The sequence below is a fragment of the Citrobacter sp. MGH 55 genome, assembly GCF_016906145.1.
GTDB classification, from domain to species: Bacteria; Pseudomonadota; Gammaproteobacteria; order Enterobacterales; family Enterobacteriaceae; genus Citrobacter_A; species Citrobacter_A amalonaticus.
Genome location: NZ_CP070239.1, coordinates 4233295 through 4249834, shown reverse-complemented (window position 1 = coordinate 4249834; position 16540 = coordinate 4233295). Strand labels below are relative to the sequence as shown.

At 50.5% G+C, this 16540-nt stretch carries 15 protein-coding genes and 3 pseudogenes; 10 read left to right on the top strand and 8 right to left on the bottom strand.

Annotation, left to right across the window (positions count from 1 at the left end; genetic code table 11):
- Window positions 1-3 precede the first annotated feature (3 nt).
- The 5 genes and pseudogenes from JTI98_RS17795 to JTI98_RS17775 all read left to right on the top strand — a co-directional run.
- Window positions 4-201, top strand: a pseudogene (locus tag JTI98_RS17795) (tryptophan synthase subunit alpha); the annotation flags it as partial.
- Window positions 202-580: 379 nt separating this feature from the next.
- Window positions 581-838, top strand: a complete 258-nt coding sequence (locus JTI98_RS17790) for a YjhX family toxin (protein WP_043001077.1) — start codon at window positions 581-583, stop codon at window positions 836-838.
- Window positions 839-848: 10 nt separating this feature from the next.
- A pseudogene (locus JTI98_RS17785) lies at window positions 849-1396 on the top strand (GNAT family N-acetyltransferase).
- 55 nt (window positions 1397-1451) lie between these two features.
- A complete protein-coding gene (locus tag JTI98_RS17780) occupies window positions 1452-2198 on the top strand; it encodes a cyclopropane-fatty-acyl-phospholipid synthase family protein (RefSeq protein WP_061070267.1) in 747 nt (248 codons plus the stop codon).
- A 675-nt stretch (window positions 2199-2873) separates the two neighbouring features.
- Window positions 2874-3458: a hypothetical protein gene (locus JTI98_RS17775; protein WP_044258110.1), complete on the top strand. Its 585-nt coding sequence runs from the start codon at window positions 2874-2876 to the stop codon at window positions 3456-3458.
- 310 nt (window positions 3459-3768) lie between these two features.
- On the opposite strand, the gene JTI98_RS17770 is transcribed toward JTI98_RS17775, so the two are convergent.
- The gene (locus JTI98_RS17770) at window positions 3769-4893 is read right to left on the bottom strand and encodes an N-acetyltransferase (protein ID WP_216081607.1); all 1125 of its coding nucleotides are present in this window, start codon (window positions 4891-4893) and stop codon (window positions 3769-3771) included.
- A gap of 383 nt (window positions 4894-5276) precedes the next feature.
- Here JTI98_RS17770 and JTI98_RS17765 point away from each other — a divergent pair, with 383 nt between their 5' ends.
- The 4 genes from JTI98_RS17765 to JTI98_RS17750 are packed head-to-tail and all read left to right on the top strand — an operon-like array spanning window position 5277 to window position 9370.
- On the top strand, window positions 5277-7010 hold the full coding sequence (locus JTI98_RS17765) for a fatty acyl-AMP ligase (RefSeq protein ID WP_216081606.1): 1734 nt from the start codon (window positions 5277-5279) through the stop codon (window positions 7008-7010).
- The gene (locus JTI98_RS17760) at window positions 7007-7921 is read left to right on the top strand and encodes an NAD(P)-dependent oxidoreductase (RefSeq protein WP_044327366.1); all 915 of its coding nucleotides are present in this window, start codon (window positions 7007-7009) and stop codon (window positions 7919-7921) included. Before JTI98_RS17765 ends, JTI98_RS17760 begins: the two co-directional genes overlap by 4 nt.
- A 29-nt stretch (window positions 7922-7950) precedes the next feature.
- Window positions 7951-8211: an acyl carrier protein gene (locus tag JTI98_RS17755; protein ID WP_216081605.1), complete on the top strand. Its 261-nt coding sequence runs from the start codon at window positions 7951-7953 to the stop codon at window positions 8209-8211.
- On the top strand, window positions 8198-9370 hold the full coding sequence (locus tag JTI98_RS17750; RefSeq protein ID WP_044327367.1) for an aminotransferase class I/II-fold pyridoxal phosphate-dependent enzyme: 1173 nt from the start codon (window positions 8198-8200) through the stop codon (window positions 9368-9370). Before JTI98_RS17755 ends, JTI98_RS17750 begins: the two co-directional genes overlap by 14 nt.
- An 89-nt stretch (window positions 9371-9459) precedes the next feature.
- Here JTI98_RS17750 and lptG read toward each other — a convergent pair whose 3' ends face one another.
- The 7 genes from lptG to JTI98_RS17715 all read right to left on the bottom strand — a co-directional run bounded on the left by lptG (window position 9460) and on the right by JTI98_RS17715 (window position 16034).
- Window positions 9460-10527 (bottom strand): LPS export ABC transporter permease LptG, encoded by a 1068-nt coding sequence (gene lptG, locus JTI98_RS17745; RefSeq protein WP_044264025.1) that lies wholly within the window; start codon window positions 10525-10527, stop codon window positions 9460-9462.
- Window positions 10524-11594 carry an LPS export ABC transporter permease LptF gene (lptF, locus tag JTI98_RS17740; RefSeq protein ID WP_216081604.1) on the bottom strand — a complete coding sequence of 357 codons (1071 nt, stop codon included), beginning with the start codon at window positions 11592-11594 and terminating at the stop codon, window positions 10524-10526. The genes lptG and lptF overlap by 4 nt, the downstream gene beginning before the upstream one ends.
- The gene (locus tag JTI98_RS17735) at window positions 11594-12166 is read right to left on the bottom strand and encodes a YtfJ family protein (RefSeq protein ID WP_043001067.1); all 573 of its coding nucleotides are present in this window, start codon (window positions 12164-12166) and stop codon (window positions 11594-11596) included. The genes lptF and JTI98_RS17735 overlap by 1 nt, the downstream gene beginning before the upstream one ends.
- Before the next feature lie 52 nt (window positions 12167-12218).
- Window positions 12219-13043 carry a hypothetical protein gene (locus JTI98_RS17730; RefSeq protein WP_216081603.1) on the bottom strand — a complete coding sequence of 275 codons (825 nt, stop codon included), beginning with the start codon at window positions 13041-13043 and terminating at the stop codon, window positions 12219-12221.
- Window positions 13040-14377, bottom strand: coding sequence for a lipopolysaccharide biosynthesis protein (locus tag JTI98_RS17725; RefSeq protein ID WP_058587895.1), 1338 nt, complete (start codon window positions 14375-14377; stop codon window positions 13040-13042). Before JTI98_RS17725 ends, JTI98_RS17730 begins: the two co-directional genes overlap by 4 nt.
- Before the next feature lie 110 nt (window positions 14378-14487).
- Window positions 14488-15279, bottom strand: coding sequence for a hypothetical protein (locus tag JTI98_RS17720; protein WP_058587896.1), 792 nt, complete (start codon window positions 15277-15279; stop codon window positions 14488-14490).
- Window positions 15280-15290: 11 nt separating this feature from the next.
- The gene (locus tag JTI98_RS17715; protein ID WP_252869601.1) at window positions 15291-16034 is read right to left on the bottom strand and encodes a hypothetical protein; all 744 of its coding nucleotides are present in this window, start codon (window positions 16032-16034) and stop codon (window positions 15291-15293) included.
- A gap of 171 nt (window positions 16035-16205) precedes the next feature.
- Here JTI98_RS17715 and JTI98_RS17710 point away from each other — a divergent pair.
- Window positions 16206-16540, top strand: a pseudogene (locus tag JTI98_RS17710) (thymidylate kinase); the annotation flags it as partial.

The following is a 16540-nucleotide window of genomic DNA, read 5'->3' as shown; positions in this document are numbered from 1 at the left end:
CAGGCTCCACCGACACTGCAGGGGTTTGGGATTTCCACGCCCGATCAGGTGGCGGATGCAATTAACGCTGGTGCGACGGGGGCCATTTCAGGCTCTGCCATCGTCAGGATCATTGAGAAAAACAGAGATAATGAGGAAACGATGCTGGCTGAGTTAAAGGCATTTGTGATGAGCATGAAAGCGGCAACGCATCAGCGGTAAGTACGTTTCTATTGCCTGTCGGTAGCGGCAGGCAATGGGGGGCGCGACCCTGAATCCGGCGCTCAATTCGGTTATCCTCATCTTCGCAAATATGGCTTGCGATGGTAAATGAGGCAATGTCCGCGACGACGGGTGTGATTTCGACGGCGATCACATTTTTCCGACCTGTGCATATCCCTGCTGAAATTACGTGTTACCATTCACCTCGTAAATACCTTTCAACTCAACCCGAGGCTTTGATGCTGGAGAATGTAATCATCTGATAATCAGTTTCCCCGACCTTTTCAGGCCGGACTGATTATCAATGCGCCGAAATCGAATGCGGACACCGCTGTGTGTTTGCACGTTTTGCACATGATGATTAAACAGGTTTTCCAGTATGAATTTATCCCGTCAGGAACAACGTACCTTACACGTTCTCGCCAAAGGTGGACGTATTGCGCACGTCCGCGATGCGTCAGGCCGCGTCACCGCCGTTGAATGCTACAGTCGCGAAGGGCTGCTGCTCGCCGACTGTACACTTGCCGTCTTCAAAAAACTCAAAACCAAAAAGCTGATCAAATCCGTCAATGGTCAGCCGTACCGCATTAATACCACCGGGCTGAACAACGTGCGTGCTCAGCCAGATAACCGCTAAGGAGAGCGTTATGACAACACGCAACTTCACTATTCATATCACCGATGAAAGTGATGCCAACGACATCCGGGAAGTCGAAACCCGCGCCTTTGGCTACAGTAAAGAGGCCTGCCTGGTGGCTTCTTTGCTCGAGGACGACACTGCGCGTCCAACGTTATCGTTGCTGGCCAGACAGGAAGGTAACGCCGTCGGGCATATCCTGTTTACCCGGGCGACATTCAAAGGAGAAATGGATTCCCCTCTGATGCATATCCTTGCTCCCCTGGCGGTCATCCCTGAATACCAGGGGAGGGGCGTGGGCGGATTATTGATTCGTACCGGTATAGAACACTTACGCTCGATGGGATGCCAGTGCGTTTTTGTTCTCGGTCATGCCACTTACTATCCGCGACATGGATTTGAACCCTGTGCAGGAGACAAAGGCTTTCCCGCGCCTTACCCCATTGCGGAGGAACATAAGGCCTGCTGGATGATGCAGTCCCTCTCCGCACAACCCTTTGATCGTGCCGGCGACATCCAATGTGCGCAGGCCTTAATGAAACCGGAGCACTGGCGTGAATAACAATCAGACTGAACGCTCTCTTATTCGTAACGCAATGAAAGGAATTAACTAATGGATATCCCACGTATTTTTACGATTAGCGAAAGCGAACATCGCATTCATAACCCGTTTACGCCGGAAAAGTATGCCACATTGGGCCGGGTGTTACGCATGAAGCCGGGAGCGCGCATTCTTGATCTCGGCAGTGGTTCTGGTGAGATGCTCTGCACCTGGGCGCGCGATCACGGCATTAACGGTACCGGTATCGACATGAGCCAGCTTTTTACTGCCCAGGCAAAACAGCGTGCTGAAGAGCTTGGCGTCAGCGAACGCGTCCATTTTATTCATAACGACGCGGCGGGTTACGTCACGGACGAAAAATGCGACGTGGCGGCCTGTGTTGGCGCGACCTGGATTGCCGGTGGCGTAGCCGGAAGCGTCGGGCTGTTGGCAAAAAGCCTCAAGCCAGGCGGAATGATACTGATCGGTGAACCTTACTGGCGTCAGGTTCCCGCAACGGAAGAGATCGCCCAGGCCTGTGGTGTTTCGTCGAAGGCTGATTTTATCACCCTTCCTGGGCTCGTCTCTTCTTTCAACGAACTCGGCTATGACGTTGTGGAAATGGTGCTGGCAGACCAGGAGGGCTGGGACCGATATGAAGCGGCGAAATGGCTGACAATGCGCCGTTGGTTAGAAGCTAATGCAGAGGATGATTTTGCCGATGAGGTTCGCGCGGAGTTGACGATAGCGCCTGAACGCCATGTCACCTACACCCGGGAATACTTCGGTTGGGGCGTATTTGCGTTAATCGCACGATAAAGTAAGTAATGCGGCATAGCCTGAGGGCTATGTCGTATTCTCTCCAGAAGAGAAGCGTCGTGGCGAAAGCAACGACCGTATTAAATAATTATCACACCTGAAACCTTCTTCCTTTCTGTCTCACAAAGACGTCCGGCCAGGTGCGTCCACAATTAATCGTTAAAACAGCGAAAATGGATTGTTTCTGTGACGCGGTTATAATAATTATTTAATAACCCATAAAAGGTTAGGCCCTGTTTTTAAATACATTAAATAATTTCTTGTTAATAATTAACATTCTCTTCTCTTGTGTTTGTAGGATAATTAAGTATTTTCAGAAGATTCTTAAAATGTATTTTTGATAATTCCTAAGATTGATGCTGATATTTATTTATTTTCCTGGGTGGCGATTAAATAATCCTGGTTTTTTTATGATTTAACACGTTGTTGTGTTGATTTATTGTTTCTGTTTGTTTTCTGTATTGTTACACCATATGACTTTTTTGTTTTTTGTAACAAATTGATATTTATATAAATATGTTGGTTTTTGTTAATATTCCGATCTGGTGTGACGATAGAAATAAGAATAGTGATAGTTTTTTCCTATCATGATGTATTAGATTGAACAGTTATATCATTTGGCAGTTTTTTTAAGTTAAGTGTATATTTGCGAATAGCGATACAAGGAGGGATAACGTGGTTGTCGATGATAAAATTTCTCCACTGATCGCTCTTGCGCTGAGTGAAATAAAAAATTGGGCAGCGAGGCCATCAGATCGGAAACCATTCTGCTTTCTTCCTGCAATGTGGGTACAAACACGATGCTGTTGCGCCATAGTCGCTGAATATACATTAGTGAGTATTTCAGATAAACAAGATAATTTGTTCCTGAAACAACATATAAACTATAGTGATTCTATTAGTCTGATTATTGAAAAACTTAAGGATGCGCAGGCTAACAGTGGGGAGCAGACGTGTGAGTTCTGCCAGTTTATGGCGAAGATGAATCGGGCGGATAAACACACGCTCAATGCGATTGTTTGTCTGGATACCTATGCTGACGCTTCGCAATATCTGGGGTTGAGCCAGAAGTCGATATACTCAAGGTTGTACAGTATTCTTGAACGTATTAACGTAAGGGATAAGCGGTTATTTTTTCGCTGGTATAAATATATGTTGATTCATTCAACAACATTCCGGCCTCAGGGCCTGAATATTGTCCTTTCTGTGGCGGATTTTCCACCAGGCTCAGAAGTGAATGAAACGATCAACGGGCACTGAAACGTAACAGAAAAGGGAATCCTGACGGATTCCTTTTTCGCGTGTCCTGTTCAGCACGTCTATGGCAAGGGAGATCCGGCAGGGGGCACCCCTTGCCGCATCAGACTGATATTCTATACAGATGATAAGCCCTTCCGGGTTACGTCAGGATTGACGTTCGTGAATTGAATGGCTTTGGCATACCTGATGTGGGCCATTAAAACCGAACATTTACTGCGACGCCTGTTAGCAGAAAAACATACGTTATGGGCTAAGACCTGCTTTAGAGAGGGAACTTACTGATACCCGCGTTTGCTTCTTCAGACCGCAGTCAGAGTTGTTTTTCGTACAGGCGATAGCGCTTGTAGGCAACTCCGCCGATGCGTTCCAGGATTGTGCGCATCCCGCTATTAGACTCCAGAATCCAGGACATCTCCAGCGCGTCAATATGGTGTCTGGCAAACGGGTCGCGTAATGCCTCTATTAACAGCAGAGCCATGACCGGGCCAATGCGGCTGAACTGATATTCCTGACGAACGCCCATCAGAGGCACCCGCGCGGTGCGCACACCGCTCACTTTTAGTCGCCAGAGCAGTTTGGCCCAGCCGAAAGGCAACAGCCGACCGTTGAGATCGGCGATCGCCTCATTAATATTCGGCAGGCCAACGATAAAGGCGCAAGGCACGGAATCTATTTCAGCAATGTGAATCATATCGTCCGGAACAAGGAATTTGAGCTGCTCGCCCATGGAGGCGAATTCGTGTTCCGTGAAGGGGACAAATCCCCAGTTGTGTTGCCATCCGGAGTTGAAAATTTTACGCAGAATCTGCATTTCTTCACTAAACCGCTTACGGTTGATGCTGCGAATGGTGACCTTTTGACGTACCTGATCCATCAGTCGGACCAGCGACGGTGAGAAAGATAAATCTGTGCGCTGCATCCAATAGGCCAGCAGATCGATTCCTTTGGTGTATCCCAGTTGTTCCACGTGAGCGCCATAATAGGGTTTCCCGTGTGGCATCAGCGCGCAGGGCGGCGTCTCAAAGCCATCAACCAGAAGGCCGCTTTCCTGGTTAATGTTCAGGCTAAAAGGTCCGGTGATTTTTTGCGCCCCGGCGGATTTCAGCCATGATTCGGCGGCGGCAAACAGTGCGCTAAAGACCTCAGGGTCGTCGATGGCATCGATCATGCCAAAATGACCCGTGTCGTTGCCATACCGTTTGCGATGCAGGGTGTCAATTTGTGCCGTGATGCGCCCGACGACCCGTCCTGCTTTTTTAGCGATCCATGCCTGCCAACGAATATGTTCAGAACCAGGATTTTTTGCGGACAGATGCTCTGCACGTTCAAGGTGCAAGGGCTCGATCCAGCTGTCGTCGGCGCAATAAAGTGAAGAAGGGAAAGAGATAAACGTGTTGAGGTCATGTTTATTCATGACTTTTTGTATCTGAATCATAAACAGCCTTAAATAAAAAGTGCAGAAATAAACATAATTACACTGACTGCCAACTGGTCAGTCGAAACGAAATAAATTACTCAATGTTTCTTTCTCTCTTTTACCACTTAATGCGGTTGGTGATAAAACAGGACGGTAAAACATAAGACAGGAGGTGGACAGGGCGTTTAATGATAATTCTCCATGCAGGGAAGGAAATAAAATATTTAGCTGGGTAATATGATAATTATTGAAATTGAAATGCAGAAAAACATTTATTTTGTTGATGATCTTTTAGCCAAAAAAGAGATACTGTTTAATGACTATTTAATTTATATTATCAGCCGCCGATTATTTGTTTTGTATATCCATCGATTTTAAATTCAAACATTTTCATGGTGTATATGTCCAATAGAATCTCAACTCATTCTCTTCCTATGCGTTATGCTGACTTTTCAACCCTGGTGGAAGCTCTGGACTATGCCGCTTTGGGAAATGCAGGAATGAATTTTTATGATCGACGCATTCAGCCTGAAGCAGTACTGGAATACCGAGAGCTAAAAATGCGGGCTAAAGCCGGAGCCAGACGGTTGCTTTCATTGAATCTCAACAAGGGCGATCGCGTCGCGCTGATTGCGGAAACCAGCGTCGGTTTTGTCGAAGCCTTTTTTGCGTGTCAGTATGCGGGGTTGGTGGCGGTACCGCTGGCCATTCCTATGGGGGTTGGACAACGCGATTCTTATTCCGCGAAATTGCAGGGCCTGCTCGCCAGTTGTCAGCCTGCGGCTATCATCAGCAGTGACCAATGGTTGTCGCTGATAAATGTGGTCAACGAGCATAGTGCGGCAATCCGCATTCTCAGCAATGCGCAATTTAATGCGCTGTCGGAAAAGGATATTGAGCTGCCATTACCGTCGCCAGACGATATTGCTTACCTTCAGTACACCTCAGGCAGCACGCGTTTTCCTCGTGGCGTCATTATTACTCACCGTGAAGTTATGGCGAATCTGCATGTGATTAGCCATGATGGAATCAAATTGCGAGACAGTGACCGTTGCGTATCCTGGCTGCCTTTTTATCATGATATGGGGCTGGTGGGCTTTCTGCTTACGCCTGTGGCGACTCAGCTATCCGTTGACTATCTGCGCACCCAGGATTTTGCTATGCGCCCGCTGCAGTGGCTGAAATTAATCAGTCAGAACCGCTGCACCGTCTCCGTTGCGCCGCCTTTCGGTTACGATTTATGCCTGCGTCGTATCAATGACAACGAACTTGCCGGGTTGGATCTCTCCTGCTGGCGCGTAGCCGGAGTGGGGGCAGAACCCATTTCCGCCGGACAACTGAATCAGTTTGGCGATTGTTTCAAGCGCGCGGGATTTGACAGCAAAGCATTCATGCCGTGCTATGGTTTGGCTGAAAATGCGCTGGCGGTGAGCTTTTCTGATGAAGCCTCCGGTTCACAGGTGAACGATGTCGATCGCGACATACTCGAATGCCAGGGTAAAGCGGTTGCGCCGACGAAAAGTACCCGGGCGATATCTACATTCGTGAATTGCGGTAAAGCACTTCCCGGCCACCGCATTGAAATTCGTAACGAAGTTGGGAGCCCATTGCCTGAAAGAGACGTTGGCCATATCTGCATTTCCGGTCCGAGTCTGATGAGTGGTTATTTTCAGGATCCGGTTTCGCAGAAGGATATCCAGTCAACGGGATGGTTGGATACCGGGGATCTGGGCTATCTTCTGGATGGCTACCTGTACGTGACGGGACGTATAAAAGATCTGATCATTATTCGTGGTCGGAATATCTGGCCACAGGATATTGAGTATATTGCGGAACAGGAACCGGAAATACATTCCGGCGATGCGATAGCATTTGTGACGTCTCAGGAACGGATTATTTTACAGATCCAGTGCCGGGTCAGTTGTGAAGAACGTCGGGCGCAGATCGTCCATAGCCTGACCGCACGGGTACAAAGCGAGTTTGGGGTTTCTGTTAGCATCGAACTCTTGCCGCCGCACAGTATTCCACGGACATCATCCGGGAAACCGGCGCGTGCGGAAGCGAAAAAACGCTACCTGAATCTCTTTGCTGAGTCGCTTAACTCACCGATCCCTATGCCGGGATACTTGCAATGAGCATCACGGTTGCGGTGACAGGTGGAACCGGCTTTATCGGGAAGCATATTATTGATGACCTGCTGTCCCGCGGTTTTGCCGTTCGGGCGTTAACCCGAACGATTCGCCACGACGTGCGCGATAATCTTGTCTGGATCCGGGGGGCGCTGGAAGACAGTGAGGCACTGGCGCAACTGGTCGCCGGGGCGGAACATGTCATCCACTGTGCAGGGCAGGTTCGCGGACACACAGAAGCGATCTTCACCCGCTGCAATGTTGAAGGCAGCCAACGGCTGATGCAGGCCGCGAAAGAGAGCGGCAGCTGTCGACGCTTTCTGTTTATCTCGTCGCTTGCAGCACGTCACCCGGAACTCTCATGGTATGCAAATTCCAAGTATGTCGCAGAACAACGGCTAACGACGATGGCCGCAGAAATTACGCTGGGGATTTTTCGACCTACGGCAGTGTATGGACCCGGTGACAAAGAGTTAACACCGCTGTTTCGCGCGATGCTGCGCGGTTACCTTCCGCGTTTTGGCGCTGCCGAGGCCCGTTTGTCATTTTTGCACGTGAGCGATTTAGCGCAGGCTGTCAGTCAATGGCTCATGGCCGACCGGATGCCGGTTTATCCGTATGAACTCTGCGATGGTGTTGCCGGTGGCTACAACTGGCAACGCATTCAGGAAATTGCGGCCGTAGTGCGCAACGGACCGGTTCGCACCGTAACCATTCCGTTACCGTTACTCACATTGTTTGCCGACGCGAGTACGTTAATCAGTCGGTTTGCCGGAAAAGAACCGATGTTAACCCGAAGTAAAGTTTGTGAGTTAATCCACTCTGACTGGTCGGCAAATAATAATTCTCTGTGCGAGAAAATAAATTGGTTTCCCCGGGTTAGCCTGGAATATGCGTTACGGCAGGGGTTATTTTAATTATTAATATTACAGGTATGTTATTTTCTATGTTAAATCATGAAGAAGTAATGGATTACACCCTTGAGTGTTTACAGGGTATGGTCGAAAGCGGCGTAGATATCCATCCTGACAGCGATCTGGTTAATGATCTTGGGCTGGAATCGATTAAAGTTATGGATTTATTAATGTTGCTGGAAGATAAATTCGACATTTCCATCCCTATTAATATTTTGCTGGATGTCAGAACCCCGGCGCAATTAATGGAAGCGTTAATCTCTTATCTGGAGAGTATCAATGAGTCTCTATGATAGATTCTCGCGCCTGGCCTGCGAGCGGGAACAATTTAGCATGGCAGGAATTAACCCATTTGGCACCTGTATCGATGAGGTGTTTTCCGCAACGGAAGGACGGATTGGCAACCAAAAAATTATTCTGGCAGGTACGAATAACTATCTGGGGCTCACCTTTAATCCACAGGCGATTGCCGAGGGGCAGGCCGCTTTAGCCAGTCAGGGGACAGGCACGACCGGTTCACGAATGGCGAATGGCAGCTATGGACCACATTTAGCCTTAGAAAAGGAGATTGCCGAGTTTTTTGAGCGACCATCAGCCATCGTATTCTCCACAGGCTATACCGCGAATTTGGGGATAATCAGCACGCTTGCCAGTCACAATGCCGTGGTATTGCTGGACGCTGACAGCCACGCCAGCATTTATGATGCCTGCGCGTTAGGTGGAGCTGAAATTATCCGCTTTCGCCATAATGACGCGAAAGATCTCGAGCGGCGCATGATGCGCCTTGGTGAGCGCGCCAAAGACGCAATCATCATTGTCGAAGGCATTTACAGCATGCTGGGCGACATTGCGCCACTGGTCGATATTGTCGAGATCAAAAAACGGTTGGGTGGCTTTTTAATTGTCGATGAAGCCCATTCCTTCGGCGTGATGGGCGCGAAGGGACGGGGACTGGCGGAAGCCGCCGGTGTGGAGCAGGATGTCGATATTATTGTGGGAACCTTCAGTAAGAGCCTGGCTTCTATTGGTGGTTTTGCCGTCGGCGATCAGGGCATGGATGTCCTGCGTTACGCCAGTCGTCCCTACATTTTTACCGCATCCCCATCGCCGTCGAGCATTGCAACCGTCCGCTCTGCGTTGAAAACGATCGCAACACAACCGGAGCTGCGCCAAAAGCTGTGGGATAACGCAGCGCGACTGTATGAAGGGCTTGAGAAACTGGGTTATGAGCTGAGTTCGCACATCAGCCCTGTGGTACCGGTGATTATTGGTGCAAAAGAAGAGGGACTGCGTATCTGGCGAGAACTGATCGCCGCTGGCGTTTATGTGAATCTCATTTTGCCACCGGCTGCCCCCGCCGGGATTACGTTGCTGCGTTGCAGTGTTAATGCCGCACATACCTACGAGCAGATTGACGCGATTATTCAGGCATTTGCACAGCTGAAAAAATAATCCGCTCTACGCAGCAGATATTCTTCCTGAGAATATCTGCTGCGATGTCTTACTCCTGTCCATCACGCCGTCTGATGAATGTTGCGATATCAGGGTTGGCGATCGAATCGATAAACCAGTATTAATGCCACCGCCAGGAGCAATATTGGCGGTGCCAGCGTTGTCATTTGCACGTTCAGGGAATAGAGCAGTCCCAGGTTGACGATGATCTGGTCACAGACGTAAGTAAGTAGACCAACGATCACACCGACGGCCAGTCGACTCCCGAGTCCGGGAGCGCGGGGGGTGCTAAAGGTGAAAGGGATCGCCAGTAAAATCATCGCCAGGATTAAAAGCGGATGTCCCAGCTTTAGCCACAACGCCAGCGTAAATTCGAGACTGGGTTGACCTGTACTCTTCAGGTAGGAAATATAATGACTGAGTTGTTTAACTGAAAAACTGCTGCTGGGCAGGGTGAGTTCCTCAAGACTCATGTCCGCGAACAAAGATGACCACACGACGTTCTCTTTCGTCTCGATTGTCTCCTTACCGTTGGCCCACGCTTTTTGATTGACGCCCTCAAGCCGCCAGACGCCGTTATCTGAAATGGTGGCGGTTCGCGCATAGATATACCGTTGCAGAGAGTGGTCCGCCCGGTAGTAAAAGAGCTCAATGCCTTCTGGCTGGCGATGCGCATCCAGCGATTTTACCGTCACAAACACATTGCCGCGCCGGGCCCACAGAATGTTTCCTGCCGTATCGTGATTGCTGTAGCGCGTTTTAATCTGCAACGCCTGTTGTTGCATCGGCGAGGCAATCCATTCATCAATGACGCCGAGGGCAACGATTAGCATCAGTCCCGCGCTTAGCGTCACTATGGCGATTTTGAAAATTGAGCATCCCGTGGTGCGTATGGCGGTTAATTCCCCGCTTTTCGACAACTGTCCCAATCCGATAATGCCACCGAGCAAAGCGATAAACGGACCAAGATCGATAAGGGTCCTCGGCAATGTCATCAACACGACCATCACCGCCTGCGTCCAGCGGTATCCGTCTGGACTCACATCATCGAGTTCGCCGATCAGATTAAAGGTGGTAAACAGGGGAAGCAGTAACCCTGCAGCCGCCGCAAATCCTAAAAAGAGATTGCGTATGATATAGCGACTGAAGATTTTCATTTATACGTTTTCCATCGCAGCGTGCCGTCGCGAATCAACAGAATCACCAGACCTGACAGCATGAGCAGGGGGACCAGCCACAGTCCCGGCGTGATGGGCAACGCACCGTTGGCAACCAGCGTACGGCATATATTACCGCCATAAAAAATGATGACGAATAAGAGCGTGAGCGGGAGCAGTGTGGAAAACCGTCCCTGGCGTGGCCTGACGCGGCTTAACGGGACTGCCAGCAGCCCCATGAGTAACGCGCAGACTCCGCGACTTTCCCGCCATTGCAGTTCAGCGGTATCCGCCGGTGCAGAGGAACGAGCGAGCGTCTGTATGGATTTCGCCTTGCGTTTGACCTCGCCATTCTGGTCGAACGGTTTCATATTCAGTTTGAGATTGCGGAAAAGTTGCTCGTTATCATCACGGCCCTGATGATCCAGGACATAGGCGGTACCGGAGTGCAACATCACTGAGGGCGTCGTGGAGGAGGGATCAACAACGTCCACGCTGTTGGCCCTGAAGATACTGGTTTTACTGGCAGAGGCGGTGTAGATCAGCGCATCATTCAAATGAGCCGCGTCGGGGTCAATCTGACGGGCGAGGATCATCCGTCCATTGTTGTTGACGTTAAACTTTCTTGCCTGCAGGTGACGGACATCCAGCTCTGACTGCGACTGTTGTTCTAACTGATAAATTTGCGCGTAAGCCCAGGGTCTGCCGTACAGAGACAGGAGCAACACCAGAATACTCAATGGAATGGCGAGGAACATCACGGCGAGATAAAGGCGTGAAGGCGTGGCACCAGCGGCGGCTATCGCCGTCATTTCCGAATCGGTATACATCTGGCCAAGGGTGACGCCGACGGAAACATACAGACCGACCGGAAGCAACATCTCCAGCGCAATCAAAACTTTATAGAAGACAACATTCAGCACAACGCCGAGGGCTAATGTCCCGTTGGCCGCTTCGGTCAGGTAGCGCTGTGCGCAATAGCAGGCGAAAATAAAAATCAGAAAGCCCACAAGTGTCACCACCAGTCGACAAATGCCGGTCATGATGTAGTGTTCAATTAATTTCATCACAGGCCTGGCGATTCGTTAACCATCTTTTGTACCATCGCGATGACCTGATGCACCTCTTTCGGCGTCAGATCACCATCCTTAGCCCACGAGACGCGGCCCTCTTTATCCAGCACCAGAATGGTTGAACTCATCTCATTGAGTTGCCAGGTTTTGCGCCCCAGTCCGCTGCTGTCGATGATAAATTGTGCCCACGGGTAGCGACGTTTGTTTTTTTCTATCTTGCCGAGGACAAAGAAACCAGAACCAAAGATCACATCATCGGTATTCACGATGGTGGTCGGTTGAAAGCGATCCAGAGGGAAATGGGCGGCCTTAACGGCTTTTATCAACATTGCGTTTTTCTTTTTTGCCGATTTTCGCCCGGCAATATACTGAACAATGCGCACCTTTCCTGCCAGTTCACCGCTATTCCAGGTTCGGTAGCTAAACGTATCGCGATTATCCAGCAGTAATTCGCCGCGATCCGTAATGACAATGGGCTTAACCGGCTGGCCACCGACAAAGTTATGTGCTGACGCCAGCCATGGCGAGAGCAGAAGTGAAATCATCAATAATCGACGTATCAGCATCGTAAATCCTTTATTTCGCTGAGTCGGGATGGAGAATCCTGTGTCGGGCAATCTACAGAGGATAACGGGCGAGCCATTGCTCTATACGGCCACGAATATCGCCATTCAGTGCGCAGGGCTCGTCGTACGGTGTTCGCATTTCCATTGCATCGGCCACCATCTCATCATGCCGGTCTCCCATCAGACCGTTAATAGCAGCCAGAAAGCGGGAGATGGCGCGAGCATCGTGATTGTCAGGTTCGAGAGAGCGTAACGTATCGAAATAAGAAACCTGCTGACTGATGATTTTTCGCATAGTGTGGAATTCACGTCCTGTCAGTTGCGGTTGGGCCAGCAGATCCCGTAGCGTGCGCATTTGCGCCTGACAATAGGTGGTAAATCCGTTGGCCGTTTCTGGCTGACTGTGGTGCAAGGAATACTGGACAACCCACCAGACGGGAAGGCTCAGGAAAAGACGCAAGCGCTTTCCATAGGTGGCAATAATCGTTTTATTTCCGTTACGAAACCCGTCCTGGAAGTGGCCGAGAAAAACGGTGGTTTTGCTAAATAAACGGCCTGCCTGGTGGTTCTTGCGATAGAGACGCAGTGCGAAACGTAAATGCTTATAACGCGCGCGAATGTATTTGTACTGCATCCGTTCGTTATCTGACAGCTCGCCGCCGCGTAATTGTTTCAGCACCAAATGCAGTAAGTCCGTTCGGGTAAAACCCTCCTCCCAAAACTGCAGGCACAAATCATAACAGCGACGGATATTGTCCTCGGTGCAGTAGGTATGAACATGTTCCGGTAGCGCGGCATGGCGATCAACGATGTCGTCTTCTTCCACCGCCGCAAAGAGGCGTTGAAGAACGTCTGGCGAGAATTTTTCGTGTGTCATGAGTGAGTCTCTTTGCCTGCGGTAAATGGCAAGCGCTGACGATGGCGATAGGCGTGTAGTGTCGGGATCAGGGAAAGCAGCACATCCAGGCATTGTCCGGCGAAATAAGCAAATGCCGCGCCGATTACGCCAAAGAGATGCGACAGCCCTGGTAGCAGGACTATGTAGGCGATAGAAGCCAGGGTCTGTGCGGTCAGAAAAGCCCGCTGTTTGCCGGACATAAGCAGCAGCGATTCCTGAGGAAACCCCAACATTGAGACGATAATTGCACCAAGCATAATCTGGATGAGGTCATACGCCTGGAGGTATTTGACGCCAAAAACCAGCGAAATAAGCGGCTTACCAACAATCACCACCGCAAGTGCTACGACGATTCCAATCCCGCCGGCCAGCAACGCGGATTTCATTCCCAGTTGCCACGGCTTTTTGCTGCGCGGATCTAAGCGCATCACTTCGGGATAAAAGCTCTTTGCAAGCAGCTGTGCTGGCGTTCCTGTCGCATCAAAGAAAGTCATCGCAATTTTAAACAGCCCGGCGGCGGCAGGGCCGAGAACGACACCCACCAATACCGTGCTGCAGGAGTTTCTCGCAGACCAGATCGTGTGGGCAAAGTTGGTTGCCCAGACAAAATTCCATGCGCCTTCAAGGCGGCGCGCCGACTCAAACAGTCGTGGGCGTAGCGCACCGTGAATATTCCGGCTACGCAGTTCGCGCGCAGCAAACCACCAGTACATTGTGCCGCCGACCAGGCTGGAGGCGTACCAGGTGATCACAAAACCGGCAAACCCAAAATCGCCGAAATACGCGATAACGCTGCCCAGCGCGCGCAGGAAAGGTTTGGTGGCCTGCTGTACGGCAATCAAATCAAAACGGTTTACCGCCCGCAAAATCCCCGTTGGGGTTGATGAGGCCATTGAAGGGATCAGCGTGCAGTACAGCATTGCCAGCCAAAAGCTGTCGGCATCGAGGCCTAATGAATGCGAAAGAAACGGCAGTAACCCCATCCCGCAAAGGATCGCCGCAGCACCGCTGGCGATATCCAGGCTAAAGGAAAAAGAGATCACATCTCGGAACTGCTGCTGATTATTATTTTCCAGCGCGGGTGTGCCGTACTGAACGACCAGTTGCCAGGTCTGGAATTTGGCAAAATCGCTAATGGCTTTGGTGTACGACTGAACAATGACCAGCACGCCGAACATCGCAGGCGTCATCCCTTTACCGGCGCAGGAAAGCGCCAGTAACCCCAGCAGGGCGCTCACCACATTGCTGGAGCCTAAATAGGCGCTGTTACGAATGATGGTGCGAAACGCGCCATCAGCAAACCACTTTTTCATGGGATAAAAAACCGCCAGACCTGTTAATGATCACTCAGCAGGGGCAAACCCGCCCAGCATAAAATCTCAGGCCAGTGACGCGTACGTGCCTGAGTTCAGAGATTCTTTTGCTATGGGTGCTCCCCGATTTCGGGCAGGACGCTGGCGTGTTGTGATAAAACGCGCCTGCGCTGAGAATCCCGGGCCGTAACGGAGGCGGCTGTCAGTGCTTTTTCCAGCACCTCGCGGTAGGGCGCTCTGGAATCCAGATCGAGAATTCTCGAGCCGTTGTAGGTGAGCTTCATCATGACGTCGATTTTGTCGCGCAGCTCGTTGTAGTCGTGGTCGGGCTTACGGGAAAATGCGGTACCAATATCGATATCAAGACGAATGATGAGTTCAGGACGATATAACGCCATTTCCTGATACAGGCGGGATTCGCGCCTCGCCATGCGGGTTTTCACCCAGCCCGTTGCGCGTTCGACGCCAATCCCCGGTCCGTCATAATGAAAACCGGAAATTTCGGCCTGAGGGTAGCGATCGCTAATCACCAGCACGCCGCTTTGCGCCAGTCGCCGGACCTTGCGTAAGTTAGCCATCCGGCGTAGCGAGAATCCGTACATAATTAACGCCGCCCAAAGTGCGGGAGCCCGGGTACTCATGCTCTGCGTTTTTGACGACTTGGTCGCCAGTCGTCGTTCAAGCCATGTCCCGATAAGCGGCAGACGTTTGATTTTGTCGCCATCTTCTCCGGAAACAAGTCCCAGATAGCGGCGTTCAGTTACCCACTTTTGCTGCAGGTTTTTTACCAAATCCGCCGTCAGCGTGGATTTACCGGTGCCATCACAGCCCACCACGGCAATCAGTCCCGGAATATATTCCGGTAATGGCCCGTTCTGGGGGCTTAAGTTCTCTGTGTCCATGTCGTTCCGTCTTAAAAAGGACTCGCAAATCCGATCCGGTGATCGCGAAGAGAGGTCTGAATTGAGCGTAATGACTCAGTAAGAATTTTATCCGCCGACTCCCGACCGTTCAGTTCGAGGATTGGTGCTCCGTTGAACGTCAGATGCGGCGTGACCGCGATCTTCTCGTGGAGCACGGCAAGGGGATGATCAGGCTTACGTGAGAAGGCGGTTTCTTCATCGATATCCAGCCGGATCAACAGCAGAGGCCGCCAGGAGGCCATCCACTGGTACAACTGGAGTTCACGGGCTTTCAGGAGTCGTACCCACCGATTACCGCCAGCCGTTTTGGCCAACTGTGGCCCGTCGAAGCGAAAACCGGGCACTTCCGCCTGGGGATAACGATCGACGATGAACAGCGTGCCTTGCCGACTCTGAATTAGCATGCTGCGGAATTTGTATGCTCTCCAGCAAGAGAGCAGGAAGATCACCAGCGCCGTGATGTTTCCTGGCGGCGCAGAAGGACTCTGGTGTACGTGTGCCGCTTTTTTTCGCAGATAACGCCCCAACAACGCCCCGACAACAGGCAAATGTTCAATCCAGTCACCAATACGACCAGAGGACTGCCCGAGATAAAGCTGTTTTGTTGGCAACTGTAGGGCGAGATGCGACGTCAGGCTGGCTGCCAGGGTAGATTTACCTGAACCATCGCAACCGACTATAGCAATCACCCGTGCGAAAGGGGGAGGTATAGTGGGAATAGTATATTGATTCACGAAAGATCCAGTTTAAATAATTAATTGAGGGCGGCGGTTGTGTGCCAAGAATATCTGTTCAATAAAGTTGTGACAATGGGTAATTGTCGTTTTAGTATTAACAATTATATCCGGAAGGAGAGTCGGATAATAAATTATTCATGGTGGGTATTTTTGTTTAAGGGTGTATTTATGCAATCAATTAAACCTCCGCTAATAGCCGTTATTGGCAGCGATGGTTCGGGGAAAACAACGGTCTGCGAACATCTTGTTATCTGTTTGCAGAAATATGGCCCGACTGAAAAAGTTCATCTGGGTAAACAGGCAGGAAATGTAGGGCGCGCCGTGGTTAAATTACCGTTAATGGGTAATTCATTAGGTAACGTTATCGAACGTAATAAAGTTAAAACTGCAAAAAAATTACCTGGAGTGGTACCTGCATTAGTGATTATGTTTTTCGTTGCGCGTCGGTTATTGCGGTTTCGCCATATGCTGACGTGTCGTCGGCAGGGCCTCATTGTGTTAGG